Source organism: Paenibacillus oryzae (assembly GCF_001675045.1).
Classification (GTDB): domain Bacteria; phylum Bacillota; class Bacilli; order Paenibacillales; family Paenibacillaceae; genus Pristimantibacillus; species Pristimantibacillus oryzae.
Genome location: NZ_LYPA01000022.1, coordinates 15,635 through 31,617 on the forward strand (window position 1 = coordinate 15,635; position 15,983 = coordinate 31,617).

Genomic DNA, 15,983 nt, shown 5'->3' on the forward strand with positions numbered 1-15,983 from the left:
ATATCACAGACCCAGCGGGAAAACGTAATGATTAAGAGGCTTAGTCTTAAAGTCTGATTTCTGCGCGAAATAAGGCTTATTTTGGAAAGGCGCCCTCATCAGCCGCTTCTCTTCCATGCTATACTCAGCGTAATAAACACCTAATGGCATGAATGGAGGGATTATACGGCATGACAAAAGCCGGAAGCATCTATTGCGTATGGGAGCCAAAGCTGGGACTCCACACAGCGGTTCAGATTACGCATGTATTACAGCCGGAGAAAAAAGGAAAAGAACCAAATGTAGCCGTGCTGCTGCTGGACTGGACCGGGAGCGAGCTTCCCGCTATCGAGGAGCTGCAATCCATCAAGCCGCTCATTATTAATTTTTATTTCTGGAATGATAGGTATGACCACTATATAACGGACGGTCCCGTTCCCTCCAACTATATATACATCGGCGAGCTGCCTGTGCTGGAGGAAAATAAGCCCAATTCGTTTTCCGGCTGGCACGGAGGCTCCAGACTGATCAAGCAATTGTTATGGAATCGGATACCCGAGGATAATAGAAACGCCTTCAAAGCCGCCAGCAAGCGTTACGATGCCAGAGTCGTTATTGGAGAAAAAGAAATAAATGCGAGATCAAACTCGCTAGATTTGGCCGATTATCCGAATCTCGCCGATTATACAGAGCTGGACAAGCTTCCTTGTTTGACCACCCTCGTTGCTCCTGACTGGAATGACGGGATAGCCGCTTACTTGCGAACTCAGCCCCTCCTGTACAAAATAGAGCTGGGCCAAGGCGCCGATACCATCGACCTCACCTGTACGGCGATCACAGAGGTTGCGTTGAACATTGAGCATACAAGCAAGCTGATTTTGCCCGAAAATGTGGAGAGTCTTCGGCTTAGCGGCCTGCCCGCGTCGGGCACTCTCACCATCCGGCATGAAGGACGGAAAGGCTTTTGCAACGGAAAAGGGATGACATTGCGGCTGGAGGGCGGGCGTCCCGAAATGCTCCAAGCCATAAGCGGCCTTGATGAGCTGGACTCTCTGGAGCTATACAACGTGTCAGAAGCCGATGCTGGAGAAATTGTCTCCCGCTTCCCCGCTTTAACAAGCTTGCAGCTATGGGGCAAGCCGGGGTACATCCGCAATCTGGAGCGGCTTTCGGATTTGCCGAAGCTGGAGGTTTTAACAACAAAGGATATGTTCGGCTTCCAGAGCGAAGATTTCCCGAAGCCGGAGCAGCTTCCCAAGCTTTATATGCTCTGGATGACCAGCTTGCCTGAGGATGCGGCCAAATCCATCAAGCAAGCTTACAAAAACAGGGTCAAGCAAGGACTGGACCTGTCAATCAAGCAACCGCGCAAGCCGGAATGGCTGGCGGATAATCTGGATAATCCGCTTCGGAGCTGGGACGGCAGGGAAGGCATCTCGCCAGCCTTGTTCAAAAAAGCAGCTTCCCTCTACAGACAGCTATCCGCGCAAGCCCGAGCCTTGACGGCCGCTTCTACCAAAACCAGCCCAAGCGCTACAAACGCAAGTGCAGAGGGAATCCGGCAGAGCCTTGAGACCATGCTTGGCGAATACGTTGAAGGCTTCAACAAGCTGGACCGCCGTCACGAGTTTATATATACCGAGGAACGTGAAGAGATTATGGGTGCGGCGCAGAAGGCCGTTAAGGATACCTTCGATGCCTTAAAATCTGCGTCAGTCAATATCGACGAGCACGCCATTTGGGAGCATGTCGACGGCTTGCGAGACTTTTAAGAAAGCGTTGTTTGAGCCTGAAGTAAACCGGAAGAGGTGCCGTCTGCCCTCACTCCAAAAGAGGAGTCCGTCACCCCCATGCCAAAAGAGGAGCCACCCACCCCAGCGCCAAAAAGCGAAGGTGACTGGCTCCTCTTCTCTATATACAACGCCAACTATTCACTGGTTCATGGTCACTACTTGGCGCTCTATATACACTTGCGTTTGATGGTCCTCCCGACTCAGTCCATCGTCAATAACGTTCAGCGTTTTATTGGAGTTGAACGCCATAATTGGCATCCGCGTATTTTATTGAAATTCGACGCTATATTGAAATTCTCCGCATTATTGAAATACGACGTTTAAATCTTCATCAGCGTTTAGTGTAATCAGGATATAAGGCTTTGCCTCATCTCCAAGCACCTGGACCTCCTGTCCGTTCACAAGGGCCTTTGTCCATTGTATCCCCGCGCCAAGCCTGATTTCGTTGCCGTCGATCCCCGAACGCAAAGTCGCTTGCACCGTTCCGTTCCGCAGGTTCCACGACAAGCTTTTTACCTCTGTTTGCGTTCTCGCCATCAAGCCGTTCATAGAGCCTTCGCTCCAATGTGACGGGAGCGCAGGCGCCAGCTGTATTTCTCCCGTATTGGAGAACAAAACCGCTTCATGGACAGCGGCCACTACGCCATACGAGGTGTCCGTGCAATAGCAATGATTGCGCCGGTTGGTGTCATGGTCGGTCATAAGCGAAGGATAATAGCCCCCTTCCGCCATCATCGGAAGCAGCGAAGCTGCCATTCCATCCCCGTCCTTTAACCGGGCGCTAACAAGTGCTTTGTGCATCCAGCCATGTCCGGCCGTTGCATCCTCCGTATTGTATTTGTCCCTGTTCTGGAGGGCGATTCGGGATGCTTCGGCCAGTGACGCATCATTTTGCGTCTCATATGCAGGCCATGCCCCATACAGATGGCTCAAGTGGCGGTGGTTGTTGTTTTCCGTATATTCGGCCATCGCCCATTCACGCAAGGCGCCGTCCGCGTCAAAACGATAACGGGGCAGCTGCTCCAGCAGCCCTTCCCATTTCTCCACCGCTTTCTCGTAGCCGGGGCGTTTGACCGCTTTCTCCATCGCGATAACCATCCACAACCCGTCCCTGGCGGCGGAAATATCCATCGTTGCGTTGGCGGTAATGGTGCTGTTATAGCCAATCGGGTTATTTTCGGGCGAATAGGCCGGTATGATCATGTAACGCTCTCCGTCCTCAAGCGATGTTTTGCCTGCCTCGTAACGGGCATTGCCATCGGCATCCGTATAATATTCCGGCGCGCAGATCTGCTCCCAGAAGTTCGCCTGCCTGGTCAGAAGCGGCAGCAAAATATCCCTTTCCAAATCCAGATAACCTCTTTTTACGAGCTCCGCAAACGCCTCATCCGAAAGCCCTCCGTCTTCAACTCCCAGCAGCGGCTGCAAGGCGTGGATGTTCATGCTGTCCACAATCGGGATACGCTGATTACCGTAGCATTGCCAATATTCAAAAATGGGAAGCAGACACCAGCTTGCCCCCGCGTTCCAATATTGGAAAGGGTAGTCGTTGTCGTACTCCACATGCATCGCCCGGTCGCCGTCCGAATTAACGGATACCTGCAGCGCATCGTGCATGCCGTAAGCCATGGCGGCATTGTCTGCGAAGTCGGGCGCGTTCCGCAGGAAAAACACGATGTATCCCAGTTGAGCTTGCGTCAAATGGCCCGTATTCATAGCCGCAACCTGCAAGTTAACATTGGCATCAAGCGTATAGATGCCTCTCCAGCCCGGATTCCATTCGCCGATCCACATTCCGCACAGGCGCGGCGCGCTGGACCCGCTGGAGCACACCATGGCGTAGCGGCCCTGATGATATGCCTGCTCCATGAAGGCATGATGGATGCGGGAGCCTGCGGCTTGCTGCAAGGCAATCAGCGTTACGTTGTCCGCCCCTTTGTCCGCGTCGTCGCCAGCAAGAGTAAAGGCAGCAGCGTTGAACTCGGCGGCATGAAGTGTGGCATGCGGGGCAAGAGCAGCAGAGTATTGAAAGTGTCCGCGGGCGTCGCTATATTTTTGGAACACCGCCCGGCTTCGCCGCAATAAATCCTCCACGATGGCGTATTGCGTCATCGCCGGAAAATCCTCTATTTTCCCCATCGCATGAGTACGGTCCGAGCCTGTAATGAGGTAAACCTCATCGGCGTCCTGAATCTGGATAGCCGGATTTTGCTCCTGTCCCACATTCATGACTTCATGGCTTTCGTCCAGCAGCACTCTTTTTTTCGTGCCCCCAATGACGACGACTCTAGTAACGCCCGCATAACCGCCCTCCGCAAGCTCGCTTCCTTCATAGGACGGATAATGGACAACCTGAGCAATGTATTCAGCCTCTTGGTCCACCAGCTTCTTGTAGCGCAGCGCCTTGACCTCGGACATGCCGTTATGAGCCCGGCACATCGCGGAAATATCGTCGATGGATATGATCAGGTTTAATTTTGCCCCCGTGCTTGAGCGCTCCAGCTTTGTAATCGACACATTGTCTTCGCGCGAGGCAAACGAGGTTCTTGTCCAGCGGCCGTGCTCGTCCGTAAAGCTGACGCCGGTTTCCGCCGTTTCGTGATTGGTCCAGCGCTCGTAGCCCGACACGCTCCCGCGCTTCTCTATATTCAGGCGGAGCTGATGGCCGGGATGGTAGCTGTAATAAAACGTTCTCCTTCGGGTTTGGCCATGCTCGTCCTTGATTTTCCATTGATCGTTCAGACCAAACACGTTTTGCCTGGCTTCCTCCAATTGTCCCGTCAGCTCTGCCGGAATCTGTCTAGGCTCCGGGGAAGGGTAATTAAACCACATATGCTGAAAAATAAAGCTGTCCATATAAGGCGAGCCCGATGTAACGTATCCGATTTCCCCATTGCCGCTAACCATGCCGTCCCGCCAGGCATAACCCGGATTGATGAGAGGCACCTCCGTCCAGCTTCGGGCGTAGTTTCCTTTTTTGAACCTGTGTATAGCTTCCATTGGCGTCATAGCCTTCACCCGTTTCCGATATACTTGGTATTTCGCTATAATTATAACGGGGCAAGCAATTTTACGTTATTAACGGAAGCGACGAATAGCGACATCCGGGCGTCGCATTTAGACAGAGGGGGAATATTGGCATGCGTCCGCCTTTTATTGATATAGACCATATAGCTATCAAGCTTGAAGTCGGAGAACTGCTCCTAAACGTTCTTTTTTTCAAATACGGCTATTTCCATGAGTCAGTGCGGGAGCACAGCCACAGCCGGGGAAGCTACGAGCTGCATTACATCCCTGCCGGCAAGGGCACCCTGATTGCGGATGGGGAGCGTTATCCCTTGACGCCCGGCACCTTATTTGTGACAGGCCCTCATATTGTGCACGAGCAAATCCCGGATACCGATGATCCCATGGCGGAATATTGCGTATTTTTTGAAGTGTTGCCCATAGAAACCAGGCCAAACGAGGGAAAACGCCGTCCCCGGAAGGAGGCGGCTTTATCCGATTTGCTGGTGGCCACCCCGTTCTGGATCGGCGCCGACAAGGAAAACCTGCTGGCTTTATTCGAGATGCTTGCTCATGAATTGTCCGCAAAACGCATCGGCTTCTATCATATGGCAACCAACCTGCTGGAAATGATCGTAACGCGGACAATCCGGCAATACGCCGAGCACGGTCCATCACGGCTCCATGCTCCGGTCAAAACATTGGACGACAGCCGGCTGCTGACGATTGAATATTGCTTTCTTTACGAGTACCATTCCCTTACGCTCAAGCAGCTTGCGGACAAAATCGGGTTAAGCACCCGGCAGACCGAGCGGACGGTGCGGAAGCAATACGGTCTTTCCTTCAAGGACAAAAGGCAGCAATCCCGCATGAGCGAAGCTGCGCGTCTTCTGCTGTCAACGAATTTGCCCGTCAGCGCCGTCGCCGCCAACACGGGTTTTGCCACACTGGAGCATTTTGGCCGTTCGTTCAAGCAATATTATGGCGTTACAGCCTCTCAATACCGGAGCCGGGAGAAGCAATAATCTAACAAAAATGAAAAGCCCGGGAATGCTGTGAAATCAACATTCCCGGGCCTGTCCCCTGTCGGGGCTTGCGCCTATACGTTATTTATAGGAATAGCTCGCAGCTCTACAAGCGGCCAAGCAAATCCAGTCTGAGCGGAGTGAAGGTATCCAGCAGCTTGCTGGCCTTTAGCGCGCGGCAGCCATGCTCGGCATTGCCCGGGATAACGATGGTTTCGCCTGCGGAAAGAATCGTTTTGACCCCATCAATTGAAAACTCCAGCTGTCCTTCGATACAATAGGACATTTGCTCATGCGGATGGCTGTGCAGGTAGCCCTCGGCTCCTTCCTGGAAATGAACCTCCATCATCATCACAGCTTCGCCGGGATTAAAAATTTTCCTTTTGACCCCTGGCTCCGCGTTTTCCCATTCATTCAGCTTTTTCATCCCTAGTCTCCTCCCATGCTTAAATCCTGTGTCGTTTCCTTCCAAACTAAATCGGATCAGACCTGGCTTACACGTATTGCGTCTTGTTTGTATGACGAATAAAGGTCAAACTGTACCCGTCGCTTGCCTCCAGCATCAGCGTCCGCGGATTAAACTGCGGCGCAAGGCTCAGACAAGCCTCGCGGAAAGCATTGAAATTCCCGTACTCCTCGCGGGAGCCCAGCTTGCAATAATAGGCGGAAAGCCGATTGTACGCCCGGTATTCACAATGGAACAGGAGGTCGTCATGAGGCGTCAGCCCTTCGCTGCACCAGATGCCGATGTAGCCGCCGTCCTTATGGCCGAACAGCCAATGGCCGTCCCGTTCAAAGCCGTCCAGCTTGTCCTCCGGGAAAAACAGATGCGTAAACGCTACGGGATGATCGTCCGCGATTTCGTAAATAGCGCCTAGCACGCTGCCAGCCTGCCGGATGGCCGGCATAATGCCGTTGCCGTACCAATAGCCGGGCCTCATGCCGCCTTCGTCGGCAAGCTCGCCGGGATGATTGCTGAAGATAACCGTATCGTTGTCCAGCGCGGCGTACCACATATGCTGCTGATACCCGTACACGCCCGGCTCGAAGCGCGTCGTACCGTGAAACCTTTCGTTAAACGACTTTACATAGTCGTTCGATTCCACGTCCACCCCTTCATCAAAGCTGATATTATCCCAAAATACTTGCGGCTCGTCCCATCTCGGCGACTGTACCGAAGTCAGCATGTACCGGCTCTGCTTGTTCAGCTTCACCCAGGCATTTCCCGTCCGGTACGCTGTCTCCAGCGGCGCATCCATAAGCTCGCTGACGGAATAAGGAAGATGATAACGGCTGTTCATCAAAAAGACAAGCCACTCGCTGTTTCCGGCCGGCGTCTTTGGCTCAAGCAAATGCATAAGCGACTGGGCCGCCTGTGTAAACGGCAGGATAACCGAACGATAAATGCGGGCTTGCGGCGCAATGATAGAGCCCCGGAACGTATGGCGGGCGAATGCCGCCAGCATGGAATCAATGAGCGCCATCGCCCGGCTCGACTCCGGCTCGTCCATATAATCCGCCACATTAAGCAGCGCGCCCATCGTAACGCACATATAATCGGCGCTCAGAAATTCCTCGAAGCCCCACTGCTCTACATCCTCCAGCCATTCGCGGATTTTGCCCAGAGCAACCTCCTCAACCTCCAGACCGCTTCGTCCCGATCTGTCGAAATGCCGGTCCCGGTATTTTTTTCCCGCCATATAAGTGCAAATGTAAAACATAAGCGCGTGGTTTTCACTCCAGAAGCACATCGCATCGGAGCCTTCCTCTGTCATCCAATACCGGTAGCTCAAAATAGCGCGCTCCGCTCTTTGCTCCAGCGCCTCCGGCAGCTCATGCTGCGCCATAAGGCGAAGCAAACCTGCCAGGAAAAAATCTGAGCAATCCTCGCGCTGCTCAATTTGACCCAACGCCCGCGAGATATGCTGCTCGTCGCATGGAGCTCTCAGTCCCAAATTCCAGCGCGCCAGCACGTAAAACAGACCAAATCGCAGCGGCTGGAAAACTTCCCCGGCTCCAATTTGCGCCAGCTCGCGAAACAGCTCATTTTTAACCGTTTCACGGTCAACTCCCTCGCGGTAAACGGGGCGCTGATTGTGCAGCAGCTCGATTTTACGGCTCAGTTTATTGTCTCCAATCACTCCGTACACTACGGCAAACGGTGCACCGTCGTGAATTTGAAACGGTACACTCTCTTCAATGGAGCCGGGGATGGAGATATCGGTAATCTCCTGACCACCCTCCGCTTCATCCCCATAAGCAAGGAACACCCGGCATGGAGGATCGGGGGGAAGCAAAAGCTGCCCTTCTCTATAGCCAATGCCCGACAGCCAGCGGTCCAGACTCAGAAACGGAGCGGCGGCTTCGGTATCCGGCACGCCTGCCGTTAGCTTGTCCAGTCCGTCCAGCAGTTGAATGCCAAAAATCGAGCGGGTATCCCGCACCGCAAGATTTTGCATGGACACAACCAGATTATTTTCTCCCTTACGCAGTCGAAGCGTCATGGCCGTCTTCCCGATTGGCTTGTAGACGGGATCTTGCACCGAAGCCGTTTTTTCGCCGTTGAGCCACACATCCACTGCCGCGTATGTCCAGAGCAAGGCGGCGGCATCCACTTCCTCATCGGCATGAAGGACGGTCGAAGCCAGCAATTCCACCTTGCCCAGCGTTAGCGCAAAATGGCTGAAGTTGACAAGCCCGCTGCAGGGGTACAAAAACTCCCACGGCTCTCCAAGCTTGCTTGCTTTGCCCAGCGCAATATCCTCCGCGCGGACAGGAAGCTCCTGATTTCGGTCGGCAACAAGCGATCTCAAATATTGCTCGTACTGAATGCCGTTTTGACTTCGATTGGCGTGTCCGTCAAAGTGGCTAATCCGTGGTCCCGAGACGAGATAATGCGTCAAAAAACCGCTTTGCTTGTCCATTGTACTGGCCCCCTATGTCCTTATTCAGGCAAAACAAACGTCTTTTCTTCGCCGTTCCTTCTTAACAGGAGCGCCGGACTTCCCGCTTCGTCCTGCTGAATTCTCCAATGGGATGGCTCCAGTCCCTTGCTCCCTGCATGAGGCTTGATCACCGTAGCAAACCAGCTTCCCTTATCCGATGCCGACAGCCCTTGCACAACCTTCAGCGGCGTCATCGTCATGGGATGCACCGATTCCCAGCTATCCTCGACATCCAGCTCCATTCCTTGGGGGCCAAATAGAAGAAGCTCGCAGCCCTGCAATTGCGGAGCTTGCAGCCCTGTCTTTTGCGCTTCCGTCTGCGGTTGCGTCTGCGGTTGCGTCTTCTGTGCTTCCGACTTCTGCGGTTGCGTCTTCTGCGGCTCCGCCTTCTGCCGCTCCGTCCCAATGTCCGGCCCGCTTCCATCCGCATAATAGCAAACGGTCTCTTGTTGACCGCCGGTATCGGCATTCAGCCGCTTGACGTCCCACTCCAGCAAGCGGGCATGCAGTCTGTGCTGATACACATGCTCCGTCCCGGCCTCCGCAGCAAGCCGGTCAAGAATCACCCATTCCCCGCTGTCCAGAAACCAGACCGCCCGGCGATGCATGACCCCGCGCAGGGCATAGCCGTCATGCTCCGCGCATATCAAGCCTTGCTCCGGCTCCCACCGGACAAGAGCAACCGAAGCTTCGGGCGCGCCCCAGCGCTGCGTACGCAAATAAGGCGTCTGATCCTGGCCGTCGACCAGGACGGTATTATGCGCGGCGGTGCTTTTGAAGTAGCGGCGCCATGGATTTTCCATGTAGGTGTATGTTCCGGGATCAACAAACAAAGCTTCCCCAAAAGCACATAGCTCAAACGACAACGCATCGGCATGACCATGCGGACCACCAAGGGCGCCCGCATCAAAGATCATCTGCTGGCCGCCCCCGCCAAGGCCGTAATACCCCGCGTGCGGGAATGCAAACGGCAGCTCCACAAGCGAGTTACGGGGAGCCTCCCCCGCCTCCATCGATTTATCGGCGCTTGCGTTTGGCTCAGTCGCTACTCCAGTTGTTGTCGCTTCTCCTGCCTTAACGTTCCAGGCAGCTTCTCTGTTCAGACCCGCTGTCTCCTCCGCCGCCGCAACCAGAGCATGGATGTCATCCGGCCCGACGGTCCACATCTGCTCGTGAAGCTGGTCGTGCAGCAGCAGCTCGGGACGTTTGTAATACAATGCCGCGGCGTTGAGATCAGGGGGCTGATTGGCGAAGGAATCCGCAAATGGAGCCATGCTGCCGTCCTGCCTTTTCATGGAATAGGCAAACCGGGCCATCCCGGCCAATATATCCTCATAACGCTCCGAAAATGACATACCACGTTTTTTAAGCATGACCGCGCAATCGACGAACAGCTCCAGAGACACCATATGATAATGAGGCGTCAACTCCGCATGTACGCCGTCCGGCAGCACCTGAACGGCAATACATTCCTCCAGCCGCCGGATCGCCGTTTTGGTCCACTCCCCGCTTTCCTCCCAGGAATGAAAGGTCAATGCGGCGCTGAGCAAGCCGATCATGTGCATAATGGAGTGATTGATTTCGATGCTGGCTTTATAATCGGCGAGGAAATGAGCGTGCTCCTTGACCGATGCCAGGAAGCGGCTTTTCCCCTCCTCCGTCCAGCTGTCCGATCCATCGAAAAAATGATAGGCATACGTCCATTGACGAAGGCGCAGTCCTGTTTCCAGAAGACGCCAGGGACCCGGCCTTTGGAAATAGGTCAGCTCTTCGGCAGGCAGGCCATGGGGACAAGGCTGCGTTTCAATCCAGCTCAGGATATGCTCCAGCGCCTTGGCGGCATATTTCTCATCGCCGGTACAGGCATAGGCAATACCCAAGGAACGGAGATGCTTGAAGCGGTTGATTCCCCAAGTAAATTCCTTGTCTCCCGTTGGGTTGTACAGCCAATTGATTGGCGTGCCCAAGTCGATCAGTTGATTTTTCCATAGTATTTCGCCGCTTTGGCACCAGCGTTCCGCCTCAATGATCGCCTGCTTGGCTTGCACAGGAAATAACCTCGCAAACGTCTTCCCCCATTCCGCTCTCTGTCCCGGTTCAAAAAACAAGTAGTCCTCCACTGCCCCCATCCTCTCTCCTCATCTTTTTGCGTGATAGCAGCAGAAGCTGCCCCTTGGGACAGCCTCCTGACTAGATATTATAAAGGTTCATTCCTGAAGTTTATTGGTTATTCCGGGATGCTTAATAGTTGTTCCTGATGCTTATTTGCCTAATGTGCCTTGCAGCTTTTTGGCGCTGAACGAAGGATCGGCTTTAATATCGGTCAAACCTTCGGATCTTGCGGCTGCAAGCGCCTTGCCGTAACGGCTGTTCAAATCGGAGATTACGGCTTCAATATCCTGATTTCCAGTCAAAATATATTCGTTAAACAGATCCGCAGCTTTCTTTCCTTCCAGCTTGGTTTCCGTAATGGAAAGAGGAGTTGCCGGATAAATACCGTCGTATTGAGTCGGCAGGAAGCCTTCGATTCCTTTCAGCTCCGGTTTGCCCGCTTTTTCGTTGACGAATGGCAGCACGGACAAGCCAAGGCCTTTTTCCTGATAATCGACGCGTAAATCCTCGCTGTACAGATATTCAACAAACTTGGCCGCGGCTTCCTTATTCTCGGACTTGTCGCTAATGCCTACATAACCCGTCGCATTTACCCAGCTTACGCCGTCGATTACGCCGTCTTTGGTTGGCACCGGGGCAGTCGACCAGTTAATATCGGTCGGGAATTGCGATGAATAGACCGCCGGTTCGCCGGAATGGTTAACATACATTCCAATTTTACCTTGAGCAAACTGGGCGCGCAGCGGATCGATATCCAGCGATTCAGCCCCCGGCAGCAAGCTGCCGTCGACTTTGATTTGGCGAAGCGCCTCGCTAATATCGCGGTACATGCCAAAATCGAATTCTCCCGTCTGGAAGTTGTAGCCCTCATGGCCGGTTTCCGAGTCAAGCGTGCCGCTGGCAAAAGCCGGACGAGTAAAGCCGGAGCCGGATTTGAAGTTGCTCGCGAAGCCGTAAATGCCCTCCGCCTTGCCTTGCTCCGTAATTTTTTTGGCTGCGTCCACCATTTCATCCAACGTTTTAGGCGGCTCGGAATAACCCGCTTTCTCCATCAAATCCACATTGTAGAGCAAGCGCCAGAACTGGCCGGTATTGGGCAGCGTATACACTTTTCCATTCAGCTTGTAGACGTTGTCCACCAGCAAGCCGTCAAACTTTGCCATCAGATCGGCGCTAAGCAAGCCGTCAAGCTGAGTCAAATAGCCTTTATTGACATAGGTCTGAAAATCATAAATTTTCAACACGTCGGGAGCCTGGTTGCTCGCAAATGCTACTTCAACGGCCTGATTGTAGTTGTCGGCCATAACCTTCATTTCGACTTCGATATTATCGGTGTTTGTTGCATTATATTCATCCACTTTTTTCTGCATATAATCCATATCATGCCGATCCGCCGTCCAATAAGCGATTTTTGTTTTTGGAGTCGCCCCCGCGCTTTCCTCAGGCTTCGGATCGGAACCTTTGTTTGTGGAGCAAGCCGCCAGTGTAAGCGCAGTCACCAGCAAGCAACAGATCAGAAACGAGCTACGTGCAAGCATTCTTTTTTTCATCTGTCTAACCTCCCCTTTGTTTGACAAGCATAAGGCCTCCTGTCGCCGCAGTCTCCTTGCGGAAGCCTTGGTCAAGCCCTGCTTGCTGACCTCATTGTAGCATCGAACGCTTTATGTCCATGAAGGACAAAGATACGATTTAGGGAGGGTAAAATCACTCTGATTCCCCGTGCAAGGAAGCTTGTCCATATTTGCCCCGGAATTCCGTAGGCGTTAATCCTGTGTGCTTTTTGAACAGCTCGGTAAAATAAGGACGGTCCTTGTAGCCTAGCTCAAACGTAATATCCTGCACCTGCATACCCTCCAGCAGCAGCTCCTTCGCCTTGTCCATACGGGCCGAAGTGACGTATTGCATAAAGGTCATTCCCGTCTCCTTTTTGAATAGATTGGAGAAATAACTGGGGCTAAGATGCACTACGCCCGCACATTCCTGAACGGTCAGCTCGCTGCCAAGCTTGGAGGCTATATAACTCAAGGACTGGTGAATCAGCTGTCCCACATTGTTTTTTTGCCGCTTCTGCACCCACTCGCAGCCCGTCATGCCCAACGCTTTTACATCCTGAATCAGATCCGAGGTGGAGGAATACCTGCCCTTTTTGATGACGCTTAACCTCTCGTCCAGCCACACTCTTTGTTTGTCATCCGCTTTTTCGGCCACAACCCGGTAGATGGTAAACGCCAAGCCATAGAACAGATTGGTCATGACTTCCGGGTCCGGCGGCGCCGGGTATCGCAAGCACTCTTCCGAAATGGCATCCAGCAAGCTCTCGACGCCTTCCCGGTTTCCCGACCGCAGGCAATAAAGCAGCTCCACTTCCTTGTCCAGCGAATATTGAGGGGTGATATGGGCTTGCGTGGCAATATCGCTGTAGGATATGATGCAGCCGCCGTCGGAGTAGAACTGATAGCTGATTGCTGTTTTGGCCTGCTCGTAGGATAACGAAATGTCGCAGATTCCATCCACCGGCCCGCCTACTCCGATCGAAAGCTCGCGTTTGGCGTATTGTCTGACATTGTGACGGCATGCTTCCGCCAGCGCCATCGCCTGGCTATCTTCCTTCAGATTAAGCAGCAGGACAAATTGTCCCAAATGCTCCCTGAATACAACACCTTTTGTTTCCTTGCGGAAGGTCTCCTCCATAATATTTTGCACCGCAAAACGGGCAAGCTCCACCTCCCGCACAGATAAACGGGCGTTTTCATCCATAAAGCCGTCTAGTTGGGCTACCATGGCTACAAATCCGCTTTTGTCCAGCTCGATGCCGAGAAAATCCCACTTTTCACCCGCACGCTCCGGCAGCTCGCCATGCCGGATCAGCAAGCGGAAATATTCCTGTCTCAGGTAAGGCAGGCTTTCCCGGACCTTGCGCTCCAGCTCCATGCGGTTTGAACGCGCCAAACGCTCCGCCTCGATCTGGGCCTTGGCGCGCAGCGCCACCTCCAGAATTTGAGCCGAGGTGAACGGCTTCACCAAATAATCGAACGCTCCGAGACGGACAGACTCCTTGGCGCATTCAAAATCGGAGTACCCGCTGAAAAAAATGACCTTGGCCTCCGGCTCGGAGCCATTCCGCATCTCACGAATCATGTCGATACCGCTCCGGCCCGGCATGCGGATATCCGTCAAAACGATATCGGGCTTCCGCTCCCGGATAAGCTCCAGCCCTTCCTGACCGTTCATCGCCGTACCCGCAATTTCGATACCGTGCTCCGACCACGGTATTTTTTTCAGCAAGCCGTCGATTACTGCCTTTACGTCATCGATTATACATATCGTGATTGCGCTCATTCGTGAATCACCTCGTGTATGGGAATAGTCAGTTTAACCGTCGTTGCAACGCCGGGTTCGCTGTAAAGCTCCATGGCGGCTTTTTCCCCGTAATACAGCTTTAGCCGCGATCTCACGTTGGCAAGCGCATAGCTGTCCAGCTTGTCGGGAGGATGGTTCAAAAGGCGCTCGACCTGCGCCGCATCCATGCCGGTTCCGTTATCGGTTACTATAAGCGTCAGCAAACCGTCGGCCTCAATGGCCTCAATGACGATTCGGCCCTGATGAGGCAGCTCTTGAAAGCCGTGCAGGATGGAGTTTTCGACGAGCGGCTGCAGCACTATTTTGAGTACGGGATAGGCTAGAAGGCTGTCCTCTGCCGGTTTGATTTCGTAGCGGAACAAATCGGGATAACACATGGCCTGCAGCTTCAAATATTGCTCCACATGCTCAAGCTCCTGACGCAGCGTCGTTATTTCCTTGCCATTGTTCAAACCTAGCCGGAACAGCAGCGACAGCGATACAATCATTTCCCCGACAGCCTGGCTTTCCTCCATTTCGCTTTTCCAATAAATTGTATTTAGCGTATTGTACAAAAAGTGGGGATCAATCTGCGCCTGCAGCGCCTTGATCTCCGACTTGCGCTTGGCCTGCTCCGAAACCTTGACCTCCTCCAGCAGCTCCTGAATTTGCTCCAGCATCCGGTTGAACTTGTGCCCCACCTGGCTAATCTCATCCTCAAAGGCGCTTTCGAACCGGACATCCAGCTTGTTCCGCTCCACCTTCATCATCAGGTTGCGCAGCTTGAACAGCGGCTTGAGCAGCAGCTCCGACAGCATGCTGGACATAATGAGCGCCAACAGAACGCATGCCCCCATAATGGTCAATATAGTCCATCGCATCCGGCTAATTGGCCGCAGCAGCTCGGACTTGGACTGATAACCTACAATCGCCCAATCGGGATTCATGCCAAGTGCGGCATAGTTGACCAGAAAAAGCTCTCCTGACGCGTTGCGGTATTCAAAATTCCCTTTGCTGTCATCACCGGATTGCTCGTAGATACGGGAATTATCGTTAACCGGATTGTTGATGGAGGACAATACGCCTTGTCCTTTCCGATCAATGATCAGCTGATTAATGCTCGTTTCGCTCCTATTGGACATAATTAGCTTCTCCAAGTATTCCTCGCGAATATTGACTATGACATAGGTCGATGCAACCGGATTTTCGAACAGCGGCTTGATAATAAGCGATATAACGGGATTGCCTCTGCGAAACAGCTCCTCGTCGTGTCCGGGTACCCATAGCATGTTCCATGGACCATTTACGGTATTAATTTTGTCATATAAAAGCGTGTCTTCAAACGCCCGCCCGCTTCGGGAATTTTCGGTGGGATAAAATTCTCCGATTGGCGTGTGCAGCAGCACCGTATCAATGGACTGATCCGCTACCATAAGCTGGGCGAAGGCGGTTTGCATCTGCGAAAGATGATAAAAATAGTTATTTCCGCTATCTCCCTGAACGTCCTTCATCGTTTGCTGAAAAGGCTCGCCCATCATCAGCGTTGAAACGAGCACCACGATATTTCTCAAGCGTTCATCCAGCACCTGCGCCGTTCTGTTCAGCGTATCCTGGCTTGTTTTGGTCGCTTGCAGCTCCATTTCATGAGAAAAAAACACGGAAACATAAGTTCCCGTGGCGGATATGCAAACAACAGTTAATAAAACAAACGAAACCCAAAGCCGCTGCTTCAGCGACATTTTCCGAAAAAAATGCTTCATTCGTTCATCGCCTTTATCTGTGGA

At 53.1% G+C, this 15,983-nt stretch carries 10 protein-coding genes; 3 read left to right on the forward strand and 7 right to left on the reverse strand.

The window, feature by feature from the left end:
- The first annotated feature begins 170 nt into the window (after window positions 1-170).
- A complete protein-coding gene (locus A7K91_RS00815; protein ID WP_068678707.1) occupies window positions 171-1,751 on the forward strand; it encodes a hypothetical protein in 1,581 nt (526 codons plus the stop codon).
- Window positions 1,752-1,829: 78 nt separating this feature from the next.
- Window positions 1,830-2,096 (forward strand): hypothetical protein, encoded by a 267-nt coding sequence (locus A7K91_RS00820; protein ID WP_068678709.1) that lies wholly within the window; start codon window positions 1,830-1,832, stop codon window positions 2,094-2,096.
- Here A7K91_RS00820 and A7K91_RS00825 read toward each other — a convergent pair.
- Window positions 2,076-4,772 (reverse strand): glycosyl hydrolase family 95 catalytic domain-containing protein, encoded by a 2,697-nt coding sequence (locus A7K91_RS00825; RefSeq protein WP_245697138.1) that lies wholly within the window; start codon window positions 4,770-4,772, stop codon window positions 2,076-2,078. The genes A7K91_RS00820 and A7K91_RS00825 overlap by 21 nt on opposite strands.
- 140 nt (window positions 4,773-4,912) lie before the next feature.
- Here A7K91_RS00825 and A7K91_RS00830 point away from each other — a divergent pair, with 140 nt between their 5' ends.
- Window positions 4,913-5,803 carry a helix-turn-helix transcriptional regulator gene (locus tag A7K91_RS00830; protein WP_068678713.1) on the forward strand — a complete coding sequence of 297 codons (891 nt, stop codon included), beginning with the start codon at window positions 4,913-4,915 and terminating at the stop codon, window positions 5,801-5,803.
- Between the two features lie 106 nt (window positions 5,804-5,909).
- Here A7K91_RS00830 and A7K91_RS00835 read toward each other — a convergent pair whose 3' ends face one another.
- The 6 genes from A7K91_RS00835 to A7K91_RS00860 form a co-directional block, all read right to left on the reverse strand.
- Entirely contained in the window at window positions 5,910-6,230 is a 321-nt protein-coding gene (locus A7K91_RS00835; protein ID WP_068678715.1) for a cupin domain-containing protein, read from the reverse strand.
- Between the two features lie 67 nt (window positions 6,231-6,297).
- Window positions 6,298-8,727 (reverse strand): hypothetical protein, encoded by a 2,430-nt coding sequence (locus A7K91_RS00840; RefSeq protein WP_068678717.1) that lies wholly within the window; start codon window positions 8,725-8,727, stop codon window positions 6,298-6,300.
- 20 nt (window positions 8,728-8,747) lie between these two features.
- On the reverse strand, window positions 8,748-10,877 hold the full coding sequence (locus A7K91_RS00845; RefSeq protein WP_068678719.1) for an alginate lyase family protein: 2,130 nt from the start codon (window positions 10,875-10,877) through the stop codon (window positions 8,748-8,750).
- A gap of 132 nt (window positions 10,878-11,009) precedes the next feature.
- Entirely contained in the window at window positions 11,010-12,410 is a 1,401-nt protein-coding gene (locus tag A7K91_RS00850; protein WP_068678721.1) for an ABC transporter substrate-binding protein, read from the reverse strand.
- A 154-nt stretch (window positions 12,411-12,564) separates the two neighbouring features.
- The gene (locus A7K91_RS00855) at window positions 12,565-14,199 is read right to left on the reverse strand and encodes a response regulator transcription factor (protein ID WP_068678723.1); all 1,635 of its coding nucleotides are present in this window, start codon (window positions 14,197-14,199) and stop codon (window positions 12,565-12,567) included.
- Entirely contained in the window at window positions 14,196-15,959 is a 1,764-nt protein-coding gene (locus A7K91_RS00860) for a cache domain-containing sensor histidine kinase (protein WP_068678724.1), read from the reverse strand. The genes A7K91_RS00855 and A7K91_RS00860 overlap by 4 nt, the downstream gene beginning before the upstream one ends.
- Between the last annotated feature and the right edge of the window lie 24 nt (window positions 15,960-15,983).

Excerpts from the sequence above, each read along its gene's own strand:
- A7K91_RS00815 (WP_068678707.1), top strand. The coding sequence starts at position 171 with ATGACAAAAGCCGGAAGCATCTATTGCGTATGGGAGCCAAAGCTGGGA.
- A7K91_RS00820 (WP_068678709.1), top strand. The coding sequence starts at position 1,830 with ATGCCAAAAGAGGAGCCACCCACCCCAGCGCCAAAAAGCGAAGGTGAC.
- A7K91_RS00825 (WP_245697138.1), bottom strand. The coding sequence starts at position 4,772 with ATGGAAGCTATACACAGGTTCAAAAAAGGAAACTACGCCCGAAGCTGG.
- A7K91_RS00830 (WP_068678713.1), top strand. The coding sequence starts at position 4,913 with ATGCGTCCGCCTTTTATTGATATAGACCATATAGCTATCAAGCTTGAA.
- A7K91_RS00835 (WP_068678715.1), bottom strand. The coding sequence starts at position 6,230 with ATGAAAAAGCTGAATGAATGGGAAAACGCGGAGCCAGGGGTCAAAAGG.
- A7K91_RS00840 (WP_068678717.1), bottom strand. The coding sequence starts at position 8,727 with ATGGACAAGCAAAGCGGTTTTTTGACGCATTATCTCGTCTCGGGACCA.
- A7K91_RS00845 (WP_068678719.1), bottom strand. The coding sequence starts at position 10,877 with ATGGGGGCAGTGGAGGACTACTTGTTTTTTGAACCGGGACAGAGAGCG.
- A7K91_RS00850 (WP_068678721.1), bottom strand. The coding sequence starts at position 12,410 with ATGAAAAAAAGAATGCTTGCACGTAGCTCGTTTCTGATCTGTTGCTTG.
- A7K91_RS00855 (WP_068678723.1), bottom strand. The coding sequence starts at position 14,199 with ATGAGCGCAATCACGATATGTATAATCGATGACGTAAAGGCAGTAATC.
- A7K91_RS00860 (WP_068678724.1), bottom strand. The coding sequence starts at position 15,959 with ATGAAGCATTTTTTTCGGAAAATGTCGCTGAAGCAGCGGCTTTGGGTT.